11 protein-coding genes are annotated in these 17,520 nt (G+C 66.6%); 3 read left to right on the forward strand and 8 right to left on the reverse strand.

Translation table 11 applies throughout. The features are described 5' to 3' along the window. Nucleotides 1–443: 443 nt before the first annotated feature. Nucleotides 444–2,645 carry an HNH endonuclease signature motif containing protein gene (locus ABLE94_RS07570; protein ID WP_348802471.1) on the reverse strand — a complete coding sequence of 734 codons (2,202 nt, stop codon included), beginning with the start codon at nt 2,643–2,645 and terminating at the stop codon, nt 444–446. A 632-nt stretch (nt 2,646–3,277) separates the two neighbouring features. Between ABLE94_RS07570 and ABLE94_RS07575 the strand changes: the two genes are divergently transcribed. Further along, complete coding sequence (locus ABLE94_RS07575) at nt 3,278–4,891, forward strand: aspartate:alanine exchanger family transporter (protein ID WP_348802472.1); 1,614 nt, start codon at nt 3,278–3,280, stop codon at nt 4,889–4,891. Between the two features lie 76 nt (nt 4,892–4,967). Here ABLE94_RS07575 and rho read toward each other — a convergent pair whose 3' ends face one another. From rho to ABLE94_RS07610, 7 genes are all read right to left on the reverse strand, one after another. Then, nucleotides 4,968–6,941, reverse strand: a complete 1,974-nt coding sequence (gene rho / locus ABLE94_RS07580; protein WP_348802473.1) for a transcription termination factor Rho — start codon at nt 6,939–6,941, stop codon at nt 4,968–4,970. 506 nt (nt 6,942–7,447) lie between these two features. Beyond that, complete coding sequence (gene thrB / locus ABLE94_RS07585) at nt 7,448–8,389, reverse strand: homoserine kinase (protein ID WP_348808479.1); 942 nt, start codon at nt 8,387–8,389, stop codon at nt 7,448–7,450. A gap of 19 nt (nt 8,390–8,408) precedes the next feature. Further along, complete coding sequence (thrC, locus tag ABLE94_RS07590; RefSeq protein ID WP_348808480.1) at nt 8,409–9,503, reverse strand: threonine synthase; 1,095 nt, start codon at nt 9,501–9,503, stop codon at nt 8,409–8,411. Next, a complete protein-coding gene (locus tag ABLE94_RS07595) occupies nt 9,496–10,827 on the reverse strand; it encodes a homoserine dehydrogenase (RefSeq protein WP_348808614.1) in 1,332 nt (443 codons plus the stop codon). The genes thrC and ABLE94_RS07595 overlap by 8 nt, the downstream gene beginning before the upstream one ends. Before the next feature lie 27 nt (nt 10,828–10,854). Beyond that, nucleotides 10,855–12,273, reverse strand: a complete 1,419-nt coding sequence (lysA, locus tag ABLE94_RS07600; RefSeq protein WP_348808481.1) for a diaminopimelate decarboxylase — start codon at nt 12,271–12,273, stop codon at nt 10,855–10,857. Further along, nucleotides 12,270–13,922: an arginine--tRNA ligase gene (gene argS / locus ABLE94_RS07605; RefSeq protein ID WP_348802479.1), complete on the reverse strand. Its 1,653-nt coding sequence runs from the start codon at nt 13,920–13,922 to the stop codon at nt 12,270–12,272. Before argS ends, lysA begins: the two co-directional genes overlap by 4 nt. 118 nt (nt 13,923–14,040) lie before the next feature. Then, a complete protein-coding gene (locus tag ABLE94_RS07610; RefSeq protein ID WP_348808482.1) occupies nt 14,041–15,651 on the reverse strand; it encodes an alpha/beta hydrolase domain-containing protein in 1,611 nt (536 codons plus the stop codon). A 106-nt stretch (nt 15,652–15,757) separates the two neighbouring features. On the opposite strand from ABLE94_RS07610, the gene ABLE94_RS07615 reads away from it, so the two are divergent. Together ABLE94_RS07615 and ABLE94_RS07620 are read left to right on the forward strand one after the other, a co-directional pair. Continuing rightward, nucleotides 15,758–16,312, forward strand: coding sequence for a DUF4334 domain-containing protein (locus ABLE94_RS07615; protein WP_348808483.1), 555 nt, complete (start codon nt 15,758–15,760; stop codon nt 16,310–16,312). 140 nt (nt 16,313–16,452) lie between these two features. Continuing rightward, nucleotides 16,453–17,505: a helix-turn-helix domain-containing protein gene (locus tag ABLE94_RS07620; RefSeq protein ID WP_348802483.1), complete on the forward strand. Its 1,053-nt coding sequence runs from the start codon at nt 16,453–16,455 to the stop codon at nt 17,503–17,505. Nucleotides 17,506–17,520: the final 15 nt, after the last annotated feature.

The raw sequence follows: 17,520 nt of genomic DNA on the forward strand, positions 1-17,520 counted from the left end.
CGGTCTCGACCCAGAACTCTCTCTCGAGGCCCAGCCGGTAAGAGTGCTCACCCAGTAGCAGCTACCACCACCAAGTCTGCCAACTCACGTCAACCAGACCCAGTAGTTCCCCCCATTAGCCGGTCCAGAGCGTTGGCCGCCGCGTTGAGCTCCGTCGAAACGGAGGACCGTGTCCGCCGGGCCGAGCTTGTCCGCCGGGCAGAGCTTGTCCGCCGGGCCGAGCTTGTCGAGGTCGAGGTCCCGTCCCGGTGGTCGAGCCGGCCCATTCCGGTGGTCGAGCCGACCGGAGCGCCAGCCGTCGCGTTGAGCTCCGTCGAAACGGAGGTCGTGTCCGCCGGGCCGAGCTTGTCGAGGTCGAGGCCTCGCATGGTAAGGCTGGAACTCCCCACGGCCACAACAATTCTGCGGCAGTGCGGCCCGGCCAGTACCGGCAGGCGGCCTACTCAGGAGGTGTCGAGCCGGTGGTGGAGTCTGGCTGCCAGGACTCGTTCGATTCGGCTGTTGCGTCGGTTCATGCCGATGGCGGCCAGTTCCTCGAGCTCACGTTCGATTTTGACGCGGCTGATACGGAATCCGCCACTACGGATGCGACGTTCGCGAGCCTGATCCTCGGCGGTCGTGTCGCGGACACGGATTCGGGTGCGTGAGGCACGATCGAGCCCGGCAGTGGTGTCGTGGTCGTCGGGATCGTCGGTGATCGGAACACCATCTCCGTCGAAGATGACCAGGTCGATGTCCCCGGTGCCGGTGACACCAGGTTTGTCAGGATGCTCGCCGGCTATGGCGTCGGGCCCGTCGGGCTGGTCGGGCGGCCGGGGTTCGTCAGGACCGGAATGGGCTGCGCCTGAATCGTATTCGTCGACAATTGGTTCGGGCTGGTCAGCGACGCCGCACTCGTGGTCGTCGCCGTGGTCGACGATGTCTTCGCTGTCGATGCTGTCGCCGATGGTCGAGGTGTCGGCGGTCGGAGCGAGATGGTCACTCGGAACACCACGGTCGGACGGGATTTCGGCCTCGAAGGTTGCCGGGGCTTCGGCTTCACCTGCGTCAGCGTCAGCGGCGTCGGCTTCGATGTCAGCAGTTTCGACATCGACGATGTCGGCGTCAACCACGTCGGAGTCTGCGGCTTCGGTTGCGCCGGAACCACTACCGATGCCGGTGTCTTCGCTGGTGGTGTGGTCGCTGTGGATCTGATCCCGGATCTGGTCGAGTTTCTGCTCGTACAGGGCGGTGATGTCGGGATGATCGTTGACGATCTTCGGGTTGTCGGGCATCCCGGGTGCGGCGTTGAGCTGCCACCAGCAGCGTCCGGCGAGCGGGCCATCTTCGTAGATGCCGGTGGTGTACTGCCCCGGGTTCGGGCCGACCATCCGGTTGTGCGGCCCACACGCCGGCGCCAAATCGGTGATGTCGGTTTTCCCGCCATCAGCCCAGTCCTCTTTGGCGTGATGCATCTCCGAATGCGAGGCGGGTTGCCCGCAACCGGGGAACGAACACACCTCACCACCGGTGCGGGAGAACGACGCGATCCGCTGCTCGGTCGACGCCAACCGGCGGGCCCGCCCCAGATACAACGGGAGGTCGATGGCGTCGGAGAACACCGCCAGGAACTGCTGCACATCGTTGGGATCCTCGATGTCCCCCAACGCACTCAGCAAGTCCGGGATGGGAATGGTGGAGCCTGAGGCGGTGGTGGCATACCCGGCGCCGGCCAACAGATCCTGCAGGAAGGTTTTGATGATCAACGCGACCGGCAGACCACGATGCGTTTTGCCGAGGACCCCTTCTTTCATCGCCGACACCAACAACACGTGCATGGCATCATGATTGCGTTGCGCTTGGGAACGGTCGTCACGCTTGACTGCAGCGGCGAGGATGTCGGGGTCGGCATCCCCGATCGCACCGGTCGGCGATTCCGCATCCGACAAGTTATTCATCCCGGGTTTCGCCCACGCATCCAACATGGAGTCCCACAGGGCACGGGTGATCGGGGGAAGGTGCCCGTTGAGTTTCGCCATCCCATCGACACGGGACTGGTTGATCCACAGGTTACGACGCTGTTGGCGTTCCTTCTCCTCCACCAACTGCCCGTCCGGGTCGAGGTGCGCCAGAATCCGGGCACCCATCTTGGTGATGTCGGCCGGAATATGCTCGGTGGCCTTCTCACCCAAGGTGGCTTCGGCGGCGGCCTTCTTGTCATGCGCGACAGCGTTCGGGATGTTGTCCAACGCTTCCAACGCCGCCGACAGATGGGTGTGACCGATCAAACCCTGCTCATACGCGGCCGACAAGGTCGGGAACTTCGGTTCCTCGGGTTGCCCGGTCAGCCCGTGGAACCGGGCGGTGGCCTTCATGTGCGCGATGCGCATGGTGGGTTGCGCGATCCGCAGATCGTAGTTCAGAAAGTTCGACAGGCTGACTTTGCCGACCTTGCGGTGCACACTGCGATCCGAGATTTCCAGGATCGCGCGGTCGCCTTGGAAGTGGGTGCGCATGGCGATCTGTTCGGACAGTTTCGCCGCTTCGATGACCTCGAGGTCGGAGCAGGCGGTCATCGGAGTCTTGGCCAGCTCGTCGAGCATCGCGTTGATCTGGTGCATCAGCTGCAGTGGTCGTGACATGGGAGTGTCGGTGGTGTCTGTCATGCTGATGTCACCTCCCCCGAGAAGGCCGTTGTGGCTACGTGTTCTATTATAGCCACCCTCTACAACAATCGCAAGTGTTTTCTATCCACAGGGTGTGGATGCGTGAATATGGTTGGGGTGCTGGCTATTTCCAGCCTTGTGTCACCGGGTCTCGACACGGTCCTCCGCTAGCGCTCCGGACCGGCTCGACCGGCGGAATAGGGGTGCTCGACCGGCGAATGGGGTGCGCGGCCGGCGAATGGGGTGCGCGGCCGGCGAATGCGATGCGCAACAGCGGGACGAGAGTGCTCGACCGGCGAATGCGATGCGCAACAGCGGGACGAGAGTGCTCGACCGGCGAATGCGATGCGCAACAGCGGGACGATGGTGCTCGACCATGGGATGAAGGTGCTCGGCCCGCGAATGGGGGCGCAACAGCGGGATGAAGGTGCTCTACCAGCGAGACGAGGAATCACCAGCGAGTGAGGCGTGCTCGACCAATGGAAGGGTCGGGCCCTACGGCCGGGTCGTCCATGGCCACCGTCACATACCCGGGTGCTTCGTCCCGCGGTTGCCGCCTTATCCGGCGAGTCCCACGCAATGCGGCGATACTTTTCCTGATCGACGGCCCGTGCGGTGACCTGACTGTAGGAATGGACGCAGAGACGATCGCGTATCGATGGGAGGCGGCGATGACCGCGGTGCTGGACCTGCTGGCCGACCAACCCCTGCTCTATCTCATGATCGTGATCGGTCTCGGGGTGGCGATCGGCCGGATCACTATCCGCGGTATCGGTCTGGGCCCGGCCGCGGTGCTGTTCTCGGCGATCGCGCTCACCGCATTCGCCAAGTCGATGGATGTCGACATCACGATCCCGGAGATCATCGGCAACCTCGGGTTGATCCTGTTCGCGTTCACCACCGGATTGATGGCCGGCCCGAACTTCTTCGCATCCCTGCGCACGGCCTGGAAACTGGTCGTCACGGTCACCGTGGTGATCGCCGCTGCCGCCGTCACCGTCGATCTGGTCGGGTCGGCTTTCCATATGTCGACTGCCTCCATCGCCGGTACCTTTGCCGGCGCGCTCACCAACACCCCCGCCCTGGCCGCGGCGGGCGGTTCGGCGGAGGCGACCATCGGCTACGCCACGTCCTACATTCTCGGCGTGATCCTGATGCTGGTGATGGTTGCCATCGCCTTCCGCTACGGAAACCCCGATCCGGACACCCCGCCCGAGGTCGTCGACATCACCGTGCGACTCGAGAGCGACGATGTGACGGTCACGGAACTGCGCGAGCGCCATGGGAATCGACTGACGTTCTCCCGTCTGGCGCACGACCCCGACGAGCCGCCCGTTCCGATCACCGACGATCAGGTCCTGCACCGTGGTGACCTCATCACCGTGATCGGTCCACGCGCGGAGGTCGACGCACTGATCGACGAGATCGGCCACCGATCGATTCACGATCTGACCGCCGACCGCTCCAAGCTCGATTTTCGGCGGATCACGATTTCCTCACCCGAGTTGGCCGGCCGCAAGGTTCGAGAACTGGACCTCGATTCCTTCGACGGTTCCATCACGCGCCTTCGCCGAGGCGATACCGACATGGTGGCCACCCCCGCCACCACGGTGCAACTCGGCGACCGGGTCCGGGTGGTGGCGCCACCGGAGAACATGGCGAAGATCGCCCGGATGCTCGGCGACTCCTCCCGTGGTCTCACCGAACTCAACGCCGCCGCAATGGGTTTCGGAATCGCACTCGGTCTGGCCGTCGGACTGATCCCGATACCGATCCCCGGACTGGGCACCTTGTCCCTCGGGGCTGCGGCCGGGTCCCTCATCGTCGGATTGATCCTGGGCCGAATCGGCCGGATCGGGCCCTTCGTCACCACGATGCCGATCACCTCCGCGCAGGTGATCACCGAGGTCGGTCTCCTGCTGTTTCTCGCCTACGCCGGGACGCGCGCCGGATCACTCATCCTCGATGCGTTCACCAGCGGTGCCATCGTCGACATCCTGGTCACCGGCGCGATCACGTCGGCGGTGATGGCCGTCGGCATGTACGCGGCATGTCGCTTCATCCTCGGGGTCGGTCGGATCCGCCTCGCCGGTGTCCTGGCGGGCACCCAGACCAATCCCGCACACCTGGCGTTCGCGAACGCCCGCGGCGGCGACGACCCGCGGATCGCTCTCGGCTACGCCCTGGTGTATCCGGCGGCAATGGTCGTCAAAATCCTGCTCGCACAGGTTCTCTCGACCTTGTGACCAGAACACGACAACGGCCCCACCACCGCGAACGGTGATGGGGCCGTGATCAGATCGGCATCGATCGACTGGTCGCTCAGTCGTCCTTCATCGCGCCGGGCGCATTGGATTGCACCTGCATCAGGAATTCGATGTTCGTCTTGGTCTTCTTGAGCTGACTGATCAGCAGATCGATCGCCTGCTGCGAATCGAGTCCACTGAGGACACGACGCAGCTTGTGCACGACCGAGAATTCCTCGGGCGACATCAGCAGCTCATCCTTGCGGGTACTGGACTGGTTGACGTCCACCGCCGGGAACACGCGCCGATCGGCGATCTTGCGATCGAGCTTGAGCTCCGCGTTACCGGTGCCCTTGAACTCCTCGAAGATCACCGTGTCACCGGTCGATCCGGTCTCGACGAGTGCCGAGGCGATGATCGTCAGCGATCCGCCGTTCTCGATGTTGCGGGCGGCACCCAGGAAACGCTTCGGCGGATACAGTGCGGTCGAGTCGACACCACCGGAGAGGATACGACCGGAGGCCGGCGACGCGTTGTTGTATGCGCGGCCCAGTCGGGTGATGGAGTCCAGGAGGACGACGACGTCCTTGCCTGCCTCGACGAGTCGCTTGGCACGTTCGATGGCCAGCTCGGCGACGGACGTGTGGTCTGACGGCGGACGGTCGAACGTCGACGCGATGACCTCACCCTTCACCGACCGTTGCATGTCGGTGACCTCTTCCGGGCGCTCGTCGACGAGCACGACCATCAGATGGCATTCGGGGTTGTTGGTGGTGATCGCGTTGGCGATGTCCTGCAGGATCGTCGTCTTGCCGGCCTTCGGCGGCGACACGATCAGTGCTCGCTGCCCCTTGCCGATCGGCATGATCAGATCGATCACGCGGGTGTCGAGCCGTTCCTGCGAAGTCTCCAGTCGCAGTCGCTGATTCGGGTAGAGCGGGGTCAGCTTGCCGAACTCCGGGCGCTTCTTCGCCAACTCCACCTCGCCACCGTTGACGGTGTCCAGGCGGACCAGCGGATTGAACTTCTGACGCTGATTGGGCTGCTCACCCTCGCGCGGCACCTTGACCGCGCCGGTGATCGCGTCGCCGCGTCGCAACCCGTTCTTACGCACCAGATTCATCGAGACATAGACGTCATTCGACCCGGCGAGGTAACCCGACGTCCGCACGAACGCATAGTTGTCGAGGACATCGAGGATGCCGGCGACGGGCTGCAAGACGTCGTCGTCGGAGACCTGTGGCTCGTTGTTGTTGCCACCCTCGGCGCGGTCACGTCCACGACGACGCTCGCGGAAACGGCGCCCTCGGCGTCGTCCACCCTGCTCGTCGTCATCGCGGTTGTTGTCACGGTTGTTGTCGCGGTTCTGGCCATTGGCGCCGCCCTGGTTGCTGGCGCCGCCCTGGTTGCCACCATCGCGGTTCTGGTTGTTACCGCCCTGGGTGTCCCGGTTACCGCCCTGGTTGTCGCGGTTCTGGTTGGACTCGCGAGCGGCGCCGTTGCGGTTGCGGTTCCGGTTGCGCTGGTTGCCGCCCTGCGACGCCTCGTCTGACGAGTCGGCGTCGCGGCGGTCGCTCTCGGCGGGTTCCGAGTCGCCACGCCGGGAATCGGATTCCGTCTTGGTCGCCGATTCCGTCTTGGTCGCCGATTCCGCCTTGGTCGCCGATTCTGCGGCTGCCTGTGCGGCGGGCGCTTCCGACGCGGCATCCGCGTCGGCGGTCTTGGTGCGCCCACGACCGCGGCTGCCGGCCGTCGCCGGTGCCGACTCGGTGGTGATGGCCATCTGCTCGGGAGCCGACGCCTTGGTGTCGGCCGACTTCGGCGATCCGCCGGCCTGCCGTTCCTTGATCGCGGCGATCAGGTCGCCCTTACGCATGCCGGACGTTCCCTTGATGCCCAGTTCGCCCGCGAGTGCGCGCAATTCGCTGAGAACCATGCCCGACAGTCCGGTGCGCGCAGCTCGGGCTCGGGTCTTCGGTGCAGAACTCCCCGCCTCCCCCGCATCGGAATCAGCGGGAGCAGGTGCGGTGATCAGGTCCGTATCGGTCACGGATGTCCTTTCGTACCCCGGCAGATCATTGCTGCTCGGGGCTGTAATTCACCTGTGATCCCCGGATATGCCGAGGTCTGCCAGGCATTCTCGCCCTCGGTGGGCGAGTCAAAGATTGTGGTCGTGCTGCGAGCGTCACTCCTGCGCTGTGTCACACGAACGCTGTGTCACTCAAACGGTTCCGTCATCCGAACGGTTCCGTCCGGGTGGCGGAACGCCACAGTGTCGGCGTGAGTACGGCGCGATGCTTTCGTGGGGTGTTATCGGTGAACCGGTGATCCGACGGAGACCGGGCGACCAGTTCGACATCTCATATCGAACCAGCGAATCGAAATGACCCCGAAAACATGGCTGAACGAGCCGTCGCGGCTAGACGACCATATGATAACGCGTTGTTCCACATCGAGCAACATGCCCGCACGCGATTGTGTTCCCCATCCCAGAACTCCATATGAACTCGCCGGTTGGCTTGATGCGATGCTTCGCGGCACCCGAGGCCACGATCGTCAGCCTATCTCGACTCCGCCCGCGATCTCGACGACGCGCGGGACGAATCCCAATTCCTCACCGAGTTCTCGGACATCGGCCGGCAGCGGCCCGGTTCCGAGGACCAGGACGCTCGGGCCCGCTCCGGAGACGGTGGCCGCGTGTCCACGTGCCCGCAGACCGGTCACGAGGTCGGCCGTGGGCCCCATCGCCTCGGCCCGGTACGGCTGATGCAGCCGGTCATCGGTCGCCGCGAGCAGGCAGCTCGGGTCGCTGGTCAGTGCGACGACGGCCAGCGCGGCACGGCTGAGGTTGTGCACGGCGTCGACGCGGGGCACGGCGTCGGGCAGCAGCCCTCGCGCAAAGGCGGTCGACGACTCCGTCGACGGAACGAACACGGTGGCACCGATATCGGGATGCACGCGCAGTCGACGCGCCTGGTATCGGGCCATGCCATCGGTCACCTCGGTCCAGGTGACCACGGCCGAGCCGAGGACGCTGGCCGCGGCGTTGTCCGGATGCCCCTCGAACTCACTCGACAGCTGCACCAGTTCGTCGGCGCTCAACGCCTCGGCCACCCCCGACGCCGCCAGCAGTCCCGACGCGGCCGCGAGACCGGATACGGCGGCCGACGCCGACGAACCGAGTCCCCGGGAGTGCGGAATCACGTTGACGCAGCGGACATGCAGTCCGGCAGCGGAGAACCCGGCATGCGCCAGTCCGCCGAGAATGGCACGGACGACCAGATGATTGGCGTCCAGCGGTACCTCCGCGGCACCCTCCCCGACCACCTCGACGGTCAGACCCGACGACGTGGTCTCGACCATCACCTCGTCGTGCAGCCCGAGGGCGATGCCGAGGCAGTCGAACCCGGGACCGAGATTCGCACTTGAGGCGGGCACTCGTACCCGTGTCGAAATACCTTCGGGCAGTTGACGATAGACCGTATCCGGGGTGACCATTCGCGGTGCCGCCGAGGCCTCAGGCCACGCCGAGTGCATGGGCCACCGCCACCGGGTCGACCTCGATCGCCTCGACCTCCGGCATCCCCGACAACGCGGTGTCCGGATCCTTGAGTCCGTTACCGGTGACCGTGCACACCACGGTCTCCCCGGGCGTGATCCAGCCGTCGGCGTGCGCCGCGAGCAGACCGGCGACACTGGCCGCCGATGCCGGCTCGACGAAGACGCCTTCGCGTCCGGCGACCAATCGGTATGCCTCGAGCAGCTTCTCGTCGGTCGCCGCACGGAACTGTCCGCCGGATTCCTCCTTGGCCGCCACCGCCTGATGCCAGCTGGCCGGATTGCCGATGCGGATCGCCGTGGCGATGGTCTCCGGGTCGGCCACCGGCGCACCGTTGACCAACGGAGCCGCGCCAGCGGCCTGCACGCCGAGCATCCGGGGCCGCGAGGTGGAGATGCCGTCGGCGTAGTACTCCGAGTAGCCCTTCCAGTACGCGGTGATGTTGCCGGCGTTGCCGACCGGCAGTGCGTGGACGTCGGGTGCCCGGCCGAGGACGTCGACGATCTCGAACGCCGCGGTCTTCTGACCCTCGATGCGGGCCGGGTTCACCGAGTTGACCAGTTCGATCTCGGGGAACTCCGCGGTCGCCTTACGCGCCAGTTCCAGACAGTCGTCGAAGTTGCCCTGGACCTGAATGATCTTGGCGCCGTGCATGACCGCCTGGGCGAGCTTGCCCATTGCGATCTTGCCCTCGGGGATCAGCACCGCGCAGGTGATCCCGGCGCGGGTGGCGTAGGCGGCCGCCGAGGCCGACGTGTTGCCGGTCGACGCGCACAGCACCGCGGTCTTGCCGTTGTTGACCGCGTTGGACACGGCCATCGTCATGCCGCGGTCCTTGAACGAGCCGGTCGGGTTGAGGCCCTCGACCTTCAGGTACACCTCGCAGCCGGTCAGTTCGGACAGATGCGGCGCGGAGATCAGCGGGGTGGCGCCTTCGAGGAGGGTCACCACCTTCCAGTCGTCGGCGACGGGGAGCCGCGAGCGATAGGCCTCGATGAGTCCGGGCCAGCCCGCATGCACCGGCGCGGGTCGGGTTGAGGGGGCGTCAGTCATCGGTACCTTCCAATCGCAGAACGCTCGACACCTTGATCACTTCATCCATGTCTTCCAGTGCCGCAACACATTCCGACTGTGCACGGTCCGGGGCGCGGTGGGTCACCACGATCAGCCGGGCATCCTCACCGGCACCTTCCTGACGCACGGCGGCCAGGCTCACCGATCGCTTGGAGAACTCGCCGGCGATCTGCGCGAGCACGCCGGGACGGTCGGCGACCTTCATGGAGACGTAGTAGCGCGTGGGCACCTCGTCGATCGTTGCGATCGGCAACGACGCGTAGGTCGACTCCAGCGGGCCACGCCCGCCGTGCACCTTGTTGCGCGCCGCCATCACCAGATCACCGAGGACGGCCGAGGCGGTCGGGGAACCGCCGGCGCCCTGACCGTAGAACATCAACCGGCCCGCGTTCTCGGCCTCGACCACGACGGCGTTGAAGGCGCCGTTGACACTGGCCAGCGGATGCGACAGCGGGATCAGTGCCGGGTACACGCGCGCCGAAACCCGTTGTGTCCCATCGGCATCACGCAAGCGCTCGCAGATCGACAGCAGTTTGATGGTGCAGTCGAACTTGCGTGCGGCGACCAGATCGGCGGGGGTGACCGAGGTGATGCCCTCGCGGTACACGTCGGCGGCGGTGACGCGGGTGTGGAAGGCGATGGAGGCCAGGATGGCCGCCTTGGCGGCGGCGTCGTACCCTTCGACGTCGGCCGTCGGATCGGCTTCGGCGTAGCCCAATCGTCCTGCCTCGGCCAGGGTTTCGGCGTAGTCGGCACCGGTCTCGGCCATCGCCGACAGGATGAAGTTGGTGGTGCCGTTGACGATACCGGCGACACGGTCGACGGAATCGCCGGCCAGCGACTGGGTCAGCGGCCGGATCACCGGGATCGCACCGGCCACCGCGGCCTCGAAGTACAGGTCGACCTTGGCCTTGGCTGCGGCCTCGGCCAATTCGCCGGTGTACTCGGCCAGCAGCGCCTTGTTGGCGGTCACCACCGACTTGCCGCTCTCCAGCGCCCGGCGGATCACACCGCGCGCCGGGTCGATCCCACCCATCAGTTCCACGACGACGTCGACATCGTCACGAGTGACCAGGGATTCCGGGTCGTCGGTCAGCAGTGACTGATCGATCTTGCGTGACTTGGTCAGGTCGCGGACCGCGACCCCGCGCAACTCCAGTCGCGCGCCCACGCGAGCACGCAGGTCGGCGGCGCTCTCGTCGAGAATCCGCACGACCTCGGTGCCCACATTGCCCATGCCGAGGACCGCAACTCCGATGCTGCGGTCGCCGGCAGAATCGTCACCCCCGGTGTGGTCTGTCACGGCAGGGTTGCCTGAATTCGCACTCACCTAGGTCACCTCCAGCCTCAGGAAATCGTCAATGGTCTCACGTCGCAGGATCACCCGCGCCTGTCCTCCGGCGACGCCGACCACGGCCGGGCGGGTCACCATGTTGTAGCGCGAGGACATCGAGTAGCAGTACGCGCCGGTGGCGGCGACGGCGATGAGGTCGCCGGGCGCCAGATCCTCCGGCAGCCAACAGTCCTTGATCACGATATCGCCGCTCTCACAGTGCTTTCCGACGACACGACTCACCACCGCCGGAGCGTCGGAGACCCGCGACACCAGGCGCACATCGTATTCGGCCTGATACAGCACGGTGCGGATGTTGTCGCTCATGCCGCCGTCCACCGACACGTAGCGGCGGATGGCGCCACCGCCGAGTTCGACGTCCTTGATGGTGCCGACCTCGTAGAGCGTGATGGTGCCGGGGCCGGCGATGGCGCGACCCGGTTCGACGGCGATGGTCGGCATCGGCAGCCCGACGGCGGCCGACTCACGCTTGACGATCTCGGCCAGCGTCTCCGCCACCGCGTTGACGGGCAATGGACGGTCCTCGGGGATGTAGGAAATACCCAGTCCCCCACCGAGATCCACGATGGACATCTGCGAGGTCTTCTCGACACCGAATTCGGCGACCACGTCGTGGAGCAGGCCGAGCACCCGGTGTGCGGCGAGCTCGAAGCCGTCCATGTCGAAGATCTGCGAACCGATGTGGCTGTGCAGTCCCACCAGACGCAGGTTGTCGGTGGCGAACACGCGACGCACCGCGTCCATCGCCACTCCCCCGGCCAGGGCGAAACCGAACTTCTGGTCCTCGTGCGCGGTCGCGATGAATTCGTGGGTGTGGGCCTCGACGCCGACGGTGACGCGGATCAGCACGTCGGCGACGAGTCCGCGCTCACCGGCGAGCGCGTCGAGTCGTTCGATCTCGGTCATCGAGTCGACGACGATGTGTCCGACACCGGCCTCGAGGGCGTCCGCGAGTTCGGCCGAGCTCTTGTTGTTGCCGTGGAAGGCGATTCGTTCGGCCGGGAATCCCGCGCGCAGCGCGATGGCCAGCTCGCCGCCGGAGCACACGTCGATGGACAGTCCCTGCTGATCGACCCACCGCGCGATCTCGGTGCACAGGAACGCCTTTGACGCGTAATGCACCCGGCCGTAGGGACCGAAGGCGTCGATCATGTCGGCGCAGCGGGACCGGAAGTCGGACTCGTCGATGACGAACAGCGGGGTGCCGAAGGTCTCGGCGAGTTCGGTGACCCCGACACCGGCGATGGCCAGTTCCCCGGTCTCGACGCGAGCGGCGTTGCGCGGCCACACCTGTGCGGGGATCTCGGCGAGCGCGGCCGGATCATTGGGTTTCTGCGCCAGATGCGGCGCAGCGAGCAGTTCGGCGTGCCGGGGGCCGGCGGGATGGGCGTTCACATGCGCTCCGGTGCGTTGACGCCGACGAGCTCGAGCCCGTTGGCGAGGACCTGTCGGCTCGCCGCACACAGCGCCAGCCGGGCGCGGTGGATGTCACCGGCCTCCTCGTCACCTTGGGGCAACACCCGGCAGTGCGCGTAGAAGCGGTGATAGGTACCGGCCAGCGCCTCGAGGTAGCGGCAGATGCGGTGCGGTTCCCGCAGCGTCGCGGCGGTGGCCACGACCTCGTCGAAGTCGCCGAGCGTCCGGATCAGATCCCCCTCCTCCGCGGTGTCGAGCAGATCGAGGTGATCGAGGTCGGGGGCCAGTCCCAGTTCCGCGGCGTTGCGCGAGAGTGCGGAGAGCCGCGCGTGGGCATACTGCACGTAGTACACCGGGTTGTCGTTGGACTGTTTGGCCAGCAGATCGAGGTCGATGTCGATGTTGACGTCGATCGACGAGCGGATCAGCGCGTAGCGCGCGGCGTCCACGCCGACGGCGTCGACGAGGTCGTCGAGGGTGATCACGGTGCCGGCGCGCTTGCTCATCCGGACCGGCTTGCCGTCGCGGACGAGGTTGACCATCTGCCCGATGAGGACCTCGACGGTGTCCGGGTCGTCGCCGAGCGATGCCGCGGCGGCCTTGAGCCGCTTGATGTAGCCGTGGTGGTCGGCGCCGAGCATGTAGATGCACAGGTTGAAGCCGCGGTTGCGCTTGTCGCGGTAGTAGGCGATGTCGCCGGCGATGTAGGCGGCCTCGCCGTCGCTCTTGATGACGACGCGGTCCTTGTCGTCGCCGTACTTTTCGGTGTGCAGCCACCACGCACCGTCGGCCTCGTACAGGTTGCCGTTGGCCTTGAGTTCGGCGATGCATTCGTCGACGAGGCCCGTCTCGAACATCTTGTTCTCGTGGGTGAACACGTCGAAGTCGGTACCGAAGTCGTGCAGGCTGGTCTTGATGTGGTCGAACATCAGCGCCACGCCCTCGGCGCGGAAGGTCTCGACCCGCTCGTCGGCCGGCTGCTCGAGCACGCCGGGCACCTTGGCGACGACCTGCCGGGCGATGTCGACGATGTACTCGCCGGCGTAGCCGTCCTCCGGGGTCGGTTCGCCGAGCGCCGCGGCCTCCAGCGACCGCGCGAAACGGTCGATCTGCGCGCCGTGGTCGTTGAAGTAGTACTCGCGGGTGACCTGGGCGCCGCGTGCGGCCAGCACCCGCCCGAGCGCGTCACCGACGGCAGCCCAGCGCGTACCGCCGAGATGGATGGGCCCGGTCGGGTTGGCGGAGACGAACTCCAGGTTGATCACCTTGTCGGCGATCTCCTCGCCCCGGCCGTAGCCGCCGGCCTGCTCGAGCACGGCGGCCACGACGGTGTTCTGCGCGGCCGCACCCAGCCAGATGTTGACGAAGCCGGGGCCCGCGACCTCGGCCTTGTCGATGCCGTCGGTGGCGCCGAAGGCGTCGGCCAGCCAACCGGCGAGCTCCCGCGGGGCGACGCCGAGCTTCTTGCCGAGCCGAAGTGCGACGTTGGTCGAGTAGTCACCGTGATCGGCATGGCGTGGTCGCTCCACCACGACTGCGTCGGGCACGACGGATGCGTCGAGACCGTGGTCGGCCACGACGGCGCGGGTGACAGAGCTGAGCAACGCAGCAAGATCGGCGGGAGTCACAGGTCACCATCCTATTGGCCGCCCCATTCCGCGCGGCATCGGGGACGGCTTCGCCCCGGCCGGCGGTCGGTGCCGATGACGGAGGGCGCGATCTCAGGTCACCGGAGTGATGTGCGCGTCACACGGCGGAGTCGAGGTTGCGGCACACCGCCGGCTGCGCGGCGGGCGGGGTGACGCCCCAGTCGGGGATCGCCGAGGAACACGCCATCTGCATCTGTTCGATCCCGTCGGCGCGGGTCATGAACCGCTCGCGAACCGATTCCCGGGTCGCCGCCAGCATCGCATCGACGTAGACCCGATGTGTCGGGTAGCGCTGCGCGAGATCCTCGGGTGCGAACGGGATGGTCACGCCCAACAGACCGCAGATGGCGCCGTCGTACCGGGCCACCGGGACCGCCATCTGCGGCAATCGGATCCCACCGAGCGCATTTCCGACGGCGTCGCGCTGCAGGCCCCACGGCAGCCCGCCGAGCTTGACCAGGTCCAGCCCGCCGCCGGCGAGCAGCGGCAACGATAGTTCGACCGGCAGGGCGTCGACGGCGCGTTTGATCCCGTTGTAGACGAACGGCGGCGCGACCGGCGCCGGCTCACCGGTGCGCACCCAGCGCTGCATCGCCGCCACGGCCGCGTTCACCGCGTAGCGACGCTGGAACTGGGAGCTGCCCAGACAGGGCACCGACAGGTTGGGGCCCTGCTGGCCGTAGACCGACGACGCCGCGATCGATTCCCGGTAATTCGCCGCCGTCATCGGCGGCAGCGCCGCGATGTTGTGCAGGAGGAGTTCGGCCGACTGACGCACGCCGTACCAGTCGACGTGCGCGGCACCGGCCACCGACCAGATGCGATGGTTGGGTGCCGCGGTGGGCACGCCCATCTGACCGGATTCCTCGCTCCAGATGTGCATCGTCGGTACCCGATACCGCGATGGAAGCGTCATCTGTCCATCGCCGTCGATGATGATGCCGTCGTACACCCGTGCGGCGTCGTCGGCGCCCGTGCGGATGTAGTTGTCGAGCGCGATCGCCGATTGCGAGAGCCCGATGGCGATGAGGGTCCGGGGTACGAGCCCACCCAGCGGCGCGACCCCGGTGGTGTTACGCAGTGTGGACCCGACCTGACTGAACACGTCGAAGGCGTAGGCGTCGTCGGGAACCCACAGTGCGCCATAGCGAATCGGGTCCCAGGCCTTCAGGGACACCGGCGTGCACGGTGGCACCGAGATGCCGCCGACGTCGATCATCGGTTGCCCGTTCAGCAGGATGCCGCACGCCCCGGCCTGCTGGGCACTGACGACCACATATGCGTCGCCGTTGGCGAAGGTCTGCCGGTTGAGCCACAAGAACTCGAAGGCGTGGTCCACCTGGGCGGTGACATTGGTCCATTCGACGGTCACGTTGCCGCTGAAGCGTTCCGGGTCCGCAGGCCGATACACCACCATGCGGGTGACATACGGCACGTCCGGGCGTGCGGTGCCGTAGGCGTGGGCCGTCCCGGAGACGAGATACTCCTGCTCGGTGTAGCCGAAGTCCTCAGGGTTGAAAGCCGCTGCGCCCCAGGGCCGGTCGTGGACTCCGCCGGTGAGCGGACCGGTGACCCGCGGCGCCGGCGACGCGGCCCACGCCGGGGTGCCCACCGCGCACGCCACGAACAGTGTTGCCAGGCAGCAGATCAGTACACGTACCCGAGTCCGCGTCGTTCGTGAGCGCGGGGCCGCAACACGTGTGCTCATCGGCCACCCCAACCGTCGACATCACCCGCCGCGATGTTAATCCGCGAACCGGGCGGGTGTGGAACGTTCTGCAGAATTCGTCTCACCGCGGCGTAAGGTTGCGCACATGCACGCCAGCGACGTCCTCCCCTCCGTTCCGACCACCACCGACGATGCATTGGCGATCTTCGACGCCGCCGAACCCGTCGAGACCGACACGATGATCGGCACCTGGCATGGCGCCGAACTGCCCACCGATCACCCGATGGACGGCCTGCTCGCCGCCAGCGGCTGGTGGGGTAAGCAGTTCATCGACGCCGAGACGGTGCACCCCCTGCTCTTCCCCACCCGTGACGGCTCCGCATTGTGGGCGATGAACCCGATCCTGGCGTTCGGCGGCACCGATCTCGCCCGGGTGGCACCGGCGGTGAAGAAGGCCTCGTTCGTCACGCCGATCGCGGCGACCCGGCGACTGTGGCAGACCGGGAAGTCGCGAGCACGACTGCGCACCACGCGGTATCGCGGCGTGGACACCGCGACGATGCAGTACGACCAGTTGCCCATCAACGACGTCTTCCGCCGGATCTCCGACGACGCGGTGATCGGCGCGATGGATCTCAAGGGCTCGCCGAAGCCGTACTTCTTCGTGTTGCGTCGCGACGAGTCGTTGCGGTTGGTGTAGTCGCGGCGGGAGCCGCCGAGGCGATCACAAGGCCGGCCCATAAACGCAAGGCCAGGCCATAAGTCAACACCGGCCGGAGGCCGGCAAGGATGTCAACACCGGGTGACATAATTATTCCGTCTCCGGTAGGATTGAAACCCATGGATGTCGTCGAGCTGGCGAGTGTTGCCGACGTGGCGCGTCAAACAGGGCTTAGTGAGCGGCGGGTCCGCGCGCTCATCGCCGCTGGTCAACTCCCAGCGCAGCGGGTTCTGGGGCGTTGGGCAGTGTCCACCGACGATCTCGGCCGTTTTCGCCGTAGCCCTGCCGGGCGTCCGCTCTCCGAACTCTCGGACTGGGCGATTCTCGGGCATCTCGCCGGGGATACCAGAGTTCCCCGTGTTGCGGTGCCCTCCCGAGTGCGCTCCCGGGTCCGCCAACTGGCGGAGTCTGCTGCACCCGAGACGATCCTCGTGCCGTGGATGCGGACCAGGTCTACACCGCAGCGCTACTCTGCTGCGGACGCCGACGTCGTGGCGCTCGGCGCCGATGACCGTGTGATCATCGGCGGGCATCACGCGCTGGCCGACGATACTGTCGCAGACCTGCAGGTGTACGCGCAGGGACCTGATGTCGACGACCTCCGCCGTGACTACCATCTCCTCGACGAGGCGTCCGACTCGCATGCTGCCGGCCAGGCCGCCGTCACGATCCGCGTGGTGAGCGACCTTGACCTCGTACCCCGCTCACCACTGAGTCGACACAAGGTCGCAGCCCCGGTAGCGGCAGTCGACGTCCTCGACACGAGCCCTCCAGGCATCCAGGCCCGGCCTGCTCTGCAGTTGTTGCGCGCCGCGATCGGTGCAGTGGCGGCAGCCCGGCCGGTGAAGCAACCACCGCCGGTGCGTGACGCCGTGGTGCGGCGTCCGCATCCAGTGGCTGAGAGTCTCGACGAGCTACGCGGACCGACCTCGGGATCGGTACGGCTACCGGTGGCCGTCGACTGGGGACCTGCACGTGAGTACGACATCGACGATCCCCAAGACGCGGTCCGCCTGTATTCGCAGGTTCTGCGCGAGGCCTCGACTGCGCAGGAACTTGTCGAGTATCTCAACGGGCCACTACTCACGCGGCTGTGGCTGTCGCTGAACCTCCCCGCCGGGATTGTGCAGCAGTGGGAGGATCGGTTCCCGGAGCTGGCCGCCCACCAGTAACACACACGCAAGGGG

The sequence above is a fragment of the Gordonia sp. VNK1 genome, from assembly GCF_040049135.1.
Lineage (GTDB): Bacteria > Actinomycetota > Actinomycetes > Mycobacteriales > Mycobacteriaceae > Gordonia > Gordonia oleivorans.